Source organism: Mycolicibacterium septicum DSM 44393 (assembly GCF_000455325.1).
Lineage (GTDB): Bacteria > Actinomycetota > Actinomycetes > Mycobacteriales > Mycobacteriaceae > Mycobacterium > Mycobacterium septicum.
The window spans coordinates 1,956,443-1,963,668 of sequence record NZ_HG322951.1 but is presented as its reverse complement, the minus strand read 5'-3'; the positions used below and the strand labels follow the sequence as shown (position 1 = coordinate 1,963,668).

General features: G+C 67.6%; 8 protein-coding genes. 6 read left to right on the top strand and 2 right to left on the bottom strand.

Annotated features, from left to right (window positions below):
* Positions 1–87: 87 nt before the first annotated feature.
* Both eccB and TX88_RS09245 read right to left on the bottom strand, forming a co-directional pair.
* Positions 88–1,491: a type VII secretion protein EccB gene (gene eccB, locus TX88_RS09250; RefSeq protein WP_044516262.1), complete on the bottom strand. Its 1,404-nt coding sequence runs from the start codon at positions 1,489–1,491 to the stop codon at positions 88–90.
* 53 nt (positions 1,492–1,544) lie between these two features.
* A complete protein-coding gene (locus tag TX88_RS09245) occupies positions 1,545–2,096 on the bottom strand; it encodes a CGNR zinc finger domain-containing protein (protein ID WP_044519240.1) in 552 nt (183 codons plus the stop codon).
* Positions 2,097–2,188: 92 nt separating this feature from the next.
* On the opposite strand from TX88_RS09245, the gene TX88_RS09240 reads away from it, so the two are divergent.
* From TX88_RS09240 to TX88_RS09215, 6 genes are all read left to right on the top strand, one after another.
* Complete coding sequence (locus tag TX88_RS09240) at positions 2,189–3,226, top strand: EamA family transporter (RefSeq protein WP_044516260.1); 1,038 nt, start codon at positions 2,189–2,191, stop codon at positions 3,224–3,226.
* Between the two features lie 25 nt (positions 3,227–3,251).
* The gene (locus TX88_RS09235) at positions 3,252–3,920 is read left to right on the top strand and encodes a cutinase family protein (protein WP_084621846.1); all 669 of its coding nucleotides are present in this window, start codon (positions 3,252–3,254) and stop codon (positions 3,918–3,920) included.
* A 25-nt stretch (positions 3,921–3,945) separates the two neighbouring features.
* A complete protein-coding gene (locus TX88_RS09230) occupies positions 3,946–4,626 on the top strand; it encodes a cutinase family protein (RefSeq protein WP_044516258.1) in 681 nt (226 codons plus the stop codon).
* A gap of 93 nt (positions 4,627–4,719) precedes the next feature.
* Positions 4,720–5,367, top strand: coding sequence for a cutinase family protein (locus TX88_RS09225; RefSeq protein ID WP_244438392.1), 648 nt, complete (start codon positions 4,720–4,722; stop codon positions 5,365–5,367).
* A 109-nt stretch (positions 5,368–5,476) separates the two neighbouring features.
* Positions 5,477–6,124, top strand: coding sequence for a cutinase family protein (locus TX88_RS09220; protein ID WP_044516256.1), 648 nt, complete (start codon positions 5,477–5,479; stop codon positions 6,122–6,124).
* A gap of 63 nt (positions 6,125–6,187) precedes the next feature.
* Positions 6,188–7,066, top strand: coding sequence for a hypothetical protein (locus TX88_RS09215; protein ID WP_044516254.1), 879 nt, complete (start codon positions 6,188–6,190; stop codon positions 7,064–7,066).
* The last annotated feature ends 160 nt before the right edge of the window (positions 7,067–7,226 follow it).

The following is a 7,226-nucleotide window of genomic DNA, read 5'->3' as shown; positions in this document are numbered from 1 at the left end:
TCCCTGCCGCGGCGCATCGCCTTCGGCGGCGCGGCCATTTGTGTCGCCGCGACGGTCGTGACCGCATTGATTCTGGCGGCCAACCGGTTACGCCGGCGCCGCCCGGATGCCGGGCACGGTGTCCCGAACGACTGATGCCGCGTCCCGGTTGAGTTCGGGGCCACGCGGCAGCATGGCCAGCATCGGCCATGGCGCGGGGACAGCGCTGGTCCCCAGACCGAGTTGTTCGGCGGTCTCCCCGTCGCGGATCCCGAACAGCACACCGAGATCGTTCAACAGGTACAGCGGTCCACCGGCGGCCGCCCCGCGGACGACACTGGCTGCCTCCAGCAGCACGCTGCGGCCGGCCGGGATCTGCGCACGATCGATGTTCGGTCCCTCCCCATCAGCCTGTGCGAGTTGCACGCTGCCACCCGGCAGCGAGTCAGCCATGGTCACAGTCGTATTCGTATCGGGTCCAGGCTGCCTCGGATCCCAACGGGCGCACACCACCGCACGTCCACGAGGCAGTACCCGCTCCGGAAACCGGGCCACAGCGAGTCCGGCGGCGACCGGCACGTCGGCCACCACGTCGGCGGGAACGACGGGCGGTTCGTCATGTGGCTGCGCCACGCTGAAGCGGATGACATCGGCCGCCACCCGGTCGATGCGCTGCAGCCCGTCGGCGAGCACCACGTAGAACTCGGCGGGACCGGCACGCACCACGCGGATCACGGTGCCCACCGTGAGTCCGCCCAGCGCGGCCGGCCCGGGAGAACCCGCTCCCGGGATCGCGGGCGCCTGCAAGGCGGGAGCCTCAGGTACGGAGTCCAGCAGGGCTTGCGAAACCGGCTGGGCGGAAACACCTTCCAGGTGCAACGCCCGCACGACGGCGATGTCACGAAGATCCACCCGTGCCCGCCACCCGTCGGCGAGCAGGTAGGTCGCCCCTCCCACCGCGCGTGCTGAGACCAACAGGGCCTGACCACTGAGCAGCGGCGAGACATCGAGGCCGGCCCGGCCTGCCACCAGCACGGTCTCGGCGGGTTCGGCGACATCGCACGTCGCCCAACTCGACTCGTCCAGGTTCAGCGGCCGGCCGATCTGGGTGGGAGCACCCGGTATCCCGACCAGCGGCCCGCGGCGGAACTTCGCAATCACAGCATCGTTGACCACAACCGGATTCGCCGCTGTGCCGACGACGAGCCGCGCCGAAGCGAGGTTGGGCACGGGATGCACGGTGTCGTCGATGCGCACATACAGCGCGCCGGTGTCACGCGTCATCAGGATCGGCGCGTCGCCGGGCGCGGAGCCCGGACGCATCAGTGCGAGCACCGCGCACACCGAGATCGCGACGGCCGCCAGTACGCACCCCGCCCCGTAGGCCACCGCTTGTGCGCGCAATGGATCGTCGAGCATGCGGGCGTCACCGCGAACCAACACATGAGCCATTCGCCGCAGCAGGAATCGATGCCCGCTGAGCTGTAATCGAGTGGCCGATCGCCGTGCCATATGTCCCCCGTGCGCAACCCTAACCCGGCTGGGGACAGCGTGATTGCGCCGATTCAGTCCTCGCGCTGGCGCTGGCGATAGGCCGCGACGTGCTGGCGGTTGCCGCAGTTGCCGGTGTCGCAGAAGATCCGCGAGCGGTTACGCGACAGGTCGGTCAGCACCGCCTCACAGTCCGGGGCCGCGCAGATCTTGAGACGGCGCAGCTCGCCGCCGCGGATGAGGTCCGCCAGCGCCATCGCCATCTCGGCGCCCATGCGCTGCGCCAGCGGGTCGTCGACCGAGGCCAGGTGCAGGTGCCATTCGGGCATCTCCTTGTGCCGGGTCAGCCACGGCGCCGCCTTGGTATCGCTGAGCAGCGCGTTGACCCGACGGACCGTCTCCTCCTCGTCGTCGGCCACGGCCCAGATCTCCCCGACGCGCCTGCGCAGCGCGCGCACGGCCTCCAGTTCGGCGTCGTCGCGGTCACGCCGGCCGGTCCAGCCGAAGTCATCCAGATAGGCGTTCAGGTCGGCCTGGTCAGACAGTTGTTCGCCTTCTACCCGATCGGTGTTCACCAACACCATCGCAGCCCGGAGCGTCAGCTCCGTGTCATAGGTAAAAAGCATTTGACTCATGACCCCCTGTCGCCGTAAGTTCTACCCTACTGTCATTAGCATAATCAATTTTACTCATGACATGCCCCAGGGGAGGTGTACCGATGACTGCCGAAGCCCAGCTCGACCGCACGACCGCCGATAACCACTTCCGGCTCGGCCTATTGTTCGCCGTCAGCTCCGCACTCGCCTTCGGCTCATCGGGCCCGTTCGCCAAAGCCCTGATGGAATCCGGCTGGAGCCCCACCGCCGCCGTAACGGCCCGGCTGGCCGGCGGCGCACTCATGATGGCCGCGTTCGCCAGCGTCGTCAGGCCCGGCTGGATCCGGGAGGTGCTCGGCCACGCCAAGACCGTCGTCGGCTACGGCCTGATCCCCATCGCCGGCGCGCAACTCTGCTACTACAACGCCGTCGCACACCTTTCGGTCGGCGTGGCCCTGCTGTTGGAGTACACCGCGCCGATCCTGGTCGTCGGCTGGGTCTGGGCCACCACCCGGCACCGCCCCAGCGCCATGACATTCGGTGGCGTCGCCGTCGCCGTCGCCGGCATCGTCCTGGTGCTCGACGTGTTCAGCGGCTCCCAGATCAACCTCGCCGGCGTGACCTGGGGCCTGGCCGCTGCGGTGTGCGCCGCCTGCTACTTCATGATGTCCAACAAGGCCAGCGCCGACGGCGACGGACTCAGCCCGATCAGCCTGGCCGCCGGTGGTCTGATCGTCGGCACCGCGGCCGTGGCGCTCCTCGGCGTCACCGGCGTCATGCCGCTGACCTTCACCACCAACCCCGTCACCATCGCCGGGCACACCACTGCCTGGTTGGTGCCGGTGATCGCGCTGGGCCTGATCCCCACCGCCCTGGCCTACACCCTCGGCATCGTCGGTATCGCCAGGCTGAAGCCGCGCTTCGCCTCGCTGGTCGGGCTCTCGGAGGTGCTGTTCGCCGTCCTCATCGCCTGGATCATGCTCGGTGAGGCCATGTCGGTGAGCCAGGCGATCGGCGGCGCCGTGGTCCTGGTGGGTCTGGCATTGGCCCGCCAAGGTGACCGCAGCGAGCAGGCGGACCCCGGCGCGGCCACTCAGGTCGAGCTTGCGACCTGGCCCGATATGGCGCTGCAGGAGACGTCCGAACGCGCAATCGATTAGCCGCGGCTAAGCATTTTGTGTGACTATGTCCCCCGTGAGTCTCCTCCGGAAGTCGGCCCGGGTGGCCGCGATCGTCTCAACCCTGGTCAGCGCAGCTTTCCCGCTGGCGCTCGCAGCACCCGCCGCGGCTGCGCCGTGCTCCGACATCGAGGTCATCTTCGCCCGCGGCACCAATGATCTCCCAGATCTGGGACGTCCGGGGCAGGCCTTCGCCGACGCGCTGCGTTCCCAGGTCGGCGGCCGCACGGTGTCCACGTACGGGGTGAACTATCCCGCCAGCTACGACTTCCTGGCCGCGGCCGACGGCGCCAACGACGCTGCCAACCGCATCGCCACGCTCGCGTCCACCTGCCCGTCGACCCGGGTTGTGCTCGGTGGCTACTCACAGGGCGCCGCGGTCGTCGACATGCTGGCCGGAATCCCGCCGCTCGGCAACAAGGTCGGGGAAGTCGGATCGGCACCACCCCTGGCCGGCGATCTGGTCCCTCAGGTCGCCGCAGCGGTGGTCTTCGGAAACCCCTCCACCAAATTCGGGATCCCGCTGACCTCATCGGTGTTCGGCGGCAAGGCGATCGACCTCTGCAAGGACGGGGACCCGATCTGCTCGCGCGGCCGGAACCCGTTCGCGCACAGCGATTATGTGACGTCAGGCATGGCAGAGCAGGCCGCCAACTTCGTCGCGGGAATCGTCTAGTCAACAACAGACGTTAGGATTTGGTGTGGCTATTGATCTTGTTCGTCGCTGCACCGTGTTCGTGGCGGCAGCGCTCACCGCTGCTGCCGCCGTCGTCGCACCGGCTGTGGTGCCCTCCTCCACCGCGGGGCTCGGCGTAGGCCTTCCCACGGCCAAGGCCGCGGACTGCCCCGACATCGAGGTGGTCTTCGCTCGCGGCACCAATGACACCCCGGGTCTCGGCCGGATCGGCAATGCGTTCGTCAATTCGCTGCGTAACAAGGTCGGCGGCCGTTCGGTCGGCGCCTACGCGGTGAGTTACCCGGCCAGCTTCGACTTCCTGGCCGCGGCGGGCGGCGCCAACGACGCCTCCGGGCACATCCAGTGGATGGTGGACAACTGCCCCAACACCCGCCTGGTACTGGGTGGATACTCGCAGGGCGCCGCGGTCATCGACGTGATCGCCGCCGTCCCGTTCCCGGCCGTCGGCTTCAACGCGCCGTTGCCGCCGAACGTCCCTGAGCACGTCGCCGCGGTCGCCGTCTTCGGCAACCCGTCGGCCAAGCTCGGTTTGCCGCTCACCTCCAGCCCGGTGTACGGAGGCCGCGCCATCGACCTGTGCAACCCGGGCGATCCGATCTGCGGTGATGGTGACAGCGTGCAGGCACACCGGGCGTACGAGGGCCCAGCCAACGACGCCGCGAACTTCGTCGCCGGACTCCTGTAGTCGATGTCCGCTACGATCGCTGAGGTGGTCGAACTTCCTAACCAGAGTCACCCAGGAAGCCACGTAGCCCGACTGGTTCGGCGCTGTATCGGTGTGGCAGCCATCATCGCGACGGCCTTTGCTGTCCTGCCGCTCACTGCGGCCGTCCTGCCCGGCTCACTGTCGGTCGCCAACGCCGCCTCGTGCCCACCGGTCGAGGTCGTCTTCGCCCGCGGCCGCACCGAACCCGCCGGCGTCGGCACCCTCGGGAACGCGTTCGTGAGTTCTCTGCGCTCCAAGGCCAACAAGAACATCGGTGTGTATGCCGTGAAGTATCCGGCCGACACCGAAGTCGACATCGGCGCCAACGACATGAGCGGGCACATCCAGTACATGATGGACAACTGCCCGGACACCCGGTTGGTGGTCGGCGGGTACTCGCTGGGCGCGGCAGTCGCCGACGTGGTGCTGGCCGTCCCGTTCACCGGGTTCGGCTTCAAGACTCCGCTGCCTGCAGGCGCCGACAGCCACATCGCCGCGGTCGCCCTGTTCGGTAACGGCGCCGCGTGGGTCGGTCCCATCACCCGCTTCAGCCCGGTCTATGCCGACCGGACCATCGAGCTGTGCCACGGTGCCGACCCGATCTGCAACCCCGCCGACCCCGACACCTGGAAGAACAACTGGCCCGATCACCTGGCCGGCGCCTACATCGACGGCGGAATGGTGAACCAGGCCGCGGATTTCGTGGCGGGGCGTATCTGAGTCGGCCCCGGCCGCTCGCCGAGATGAACTTCGTCGCCGGATCGTTGCCGGACCGCCACCTATTCTCGACGGCGCCGTAAATACCATCTAACGCGTGATTGGCCGTCGAATGTCGGCCGCACTGATCACCGCTTTGACTGCCGTTGTGGTACCAATGACGGTGGCGCCCAGCATGATTGGCGCCGCGAAGGCCGCCACATGCCCACCGGCGGAGGTGGTGTTCGCCCGCGGCCGCATGGAGCCCCCAGGTCCAGGACAAGTCGGTGCCGCCTTCGTCAACGCACTGCGCACGCTGCGCGGCCCGAATGTCGCCCTCTATTCGGTGAGGTATCCGGCCGATACCCAGGCCGATGTGGCTGCCAACGACATGAGCCGCCACGTGCAGTGGATGACCCGCAACTGTCCGAACACCCGGCTCATCCTGGGTGGATACTCGCTCGGCGCCGTCGCCACCGATCTCATTCTGGCGATGCCGATCTCGGCGTTCACCTTCAACAGTCCGCTTCCCAAGGGCACCGACCGGCACGTCGCGGCGGTGGCACTGTTCGGCAACGGCGCCAACTGGGCCGCACCGATCACGCTGTTGAACCCGGCCTATCAGAACCGCACCATCGACTTGTGCCACTCCGATGATCCGATCTGCAATCCGAGCAGCCCGTACAAGTGGCAGGCCGGCTGGCAGGATCACCTGGCGCCCGGCTACATCCGGTCAGGCATGGTGGCCCAAGCAGCCAGGTTCGTCTCCGCTCGCCTCTGAGGGCTGTGGATAACCTCCGTCCGGGGCAGGTCGATTGTCGGTAGGCGCGCCGATGCTGGCCCCGTGGACGAACAACGCCTTTCTCCCGGCAGTCGGCCCAGTCCCTTCCTGGGCAGCGCCGCAATAGCAGCCGGACTACTCTCCGCCCACGATCTGCGGACGAGTTATCGCGCCGTCTACCGCGATGTTTATCTCCCCGATGACGTCGCTCTCACACCGGGATTACGGGCCCGGGCCGCATGGCTGTTCGCCGGTCCCGACGCTGTCCTGAGCGGCATTTCGGCGGCCGCGGTGCACGGCGTCAGCTGGCTGGACGTCAACGCGCCGGCCGAGGTCGTACGGAGCAATCGACGCGCGCCGGACGGGCTCCAGGTGCGCTCTTATGTCCTTGCACCTGAAGATATTTGTGACGTGGACGGGATGCGGGTCACCACCGTGGCCCGGACGATCTTCGATCTTGGCCGGTTGCTGCCCTGCGCAGATGCCGTCCCGGTGTTGGACGCGTTGATCAACAAGTCCGGAATCGACCGAGAGACGGTGTGGTCGTTGGCCGATGCGAATCCAGGGATTCGAGGTGTCGACCGCCTGCGGATGTCGCTGGCGCAGGCCGATGGCGGTGCCGAGTCACCGCTTGAGTCGCGAACTCGGCTACTGCTACGCCGCACGGGGATACCGGGGCTCCAAACTCAGATCCCGTTCTATGACCAGTGGGGTTTGGTGTGGAACCGGGCGGCGATGGGCTGGCCTCGATGGAAGTTGGCCGTCGAGTGCGATGAGGAAAAGGACTCAGCTGCGTACCGAGCATGGGTGCACTCGCACACGGCCGAACTCGAATCGTACGACTGGACCGTGCTCTGGGTGACCGAGTCGATGGTGTCAGGCAAGAACGGCATCGTAGAGCGGGTGCGGCGAAAGTTGTTGGCAGCCGCACGCCGCGAGTAGAAACACCTACCCGGTTGGCGACACTGCAGCGAGTGTGCACCTTTTCGCGGCAGATCGGCCTTGGGTTCAAGGGGCTAGTGCAACAGCTCCCGCCTGAGGAGTTGTTTGATGCGTCCCGGTCATCCACCATCGGTCGTCCGCGAGTTCTGGGCTCATGTGC

What these genes read in the sequence shown, in the direction of transcription:
- eccB (WP_044516262.1), bottom strand. Translation starts at nt 1,491, where the DNA reads ATGGCACGGCGATCGGCCACTCGATTACAGCTCAGCGGGCATCGATTC.
- TX88_RS09245 (WP_044519240.1), bottom strand. Translation starts at nt 2,096, where the DNA reads ATGCTTTTTACCTATGACACGGAGCTGACGCTCCGGGCTGCGATGGTG.
- TX88_RS09240 (WP_044516260.1), top strand. Translation starts at nt 2,189, where the DNA reads ATGACTGCCGAAGCCCAGCTCGACCGCACGACCGCCGATAACCACTTC.
- TX88_RS09235 (WP_084621846.1), top strand. Translation starts at nt 3,252, where the DNA reads ATGTCCCCCGTGAGTCTCCTCCGGAAGTCGGCCCGGGTGGCCGCGATC.
- TX88_RS09220 (WP_044516256.1), top strand. Translation starts at nt 5,477, where the DNA reads ATGTCGGCCGCACTGATCACCGCTTTGACTGCCGTTGTGGTACCAATG.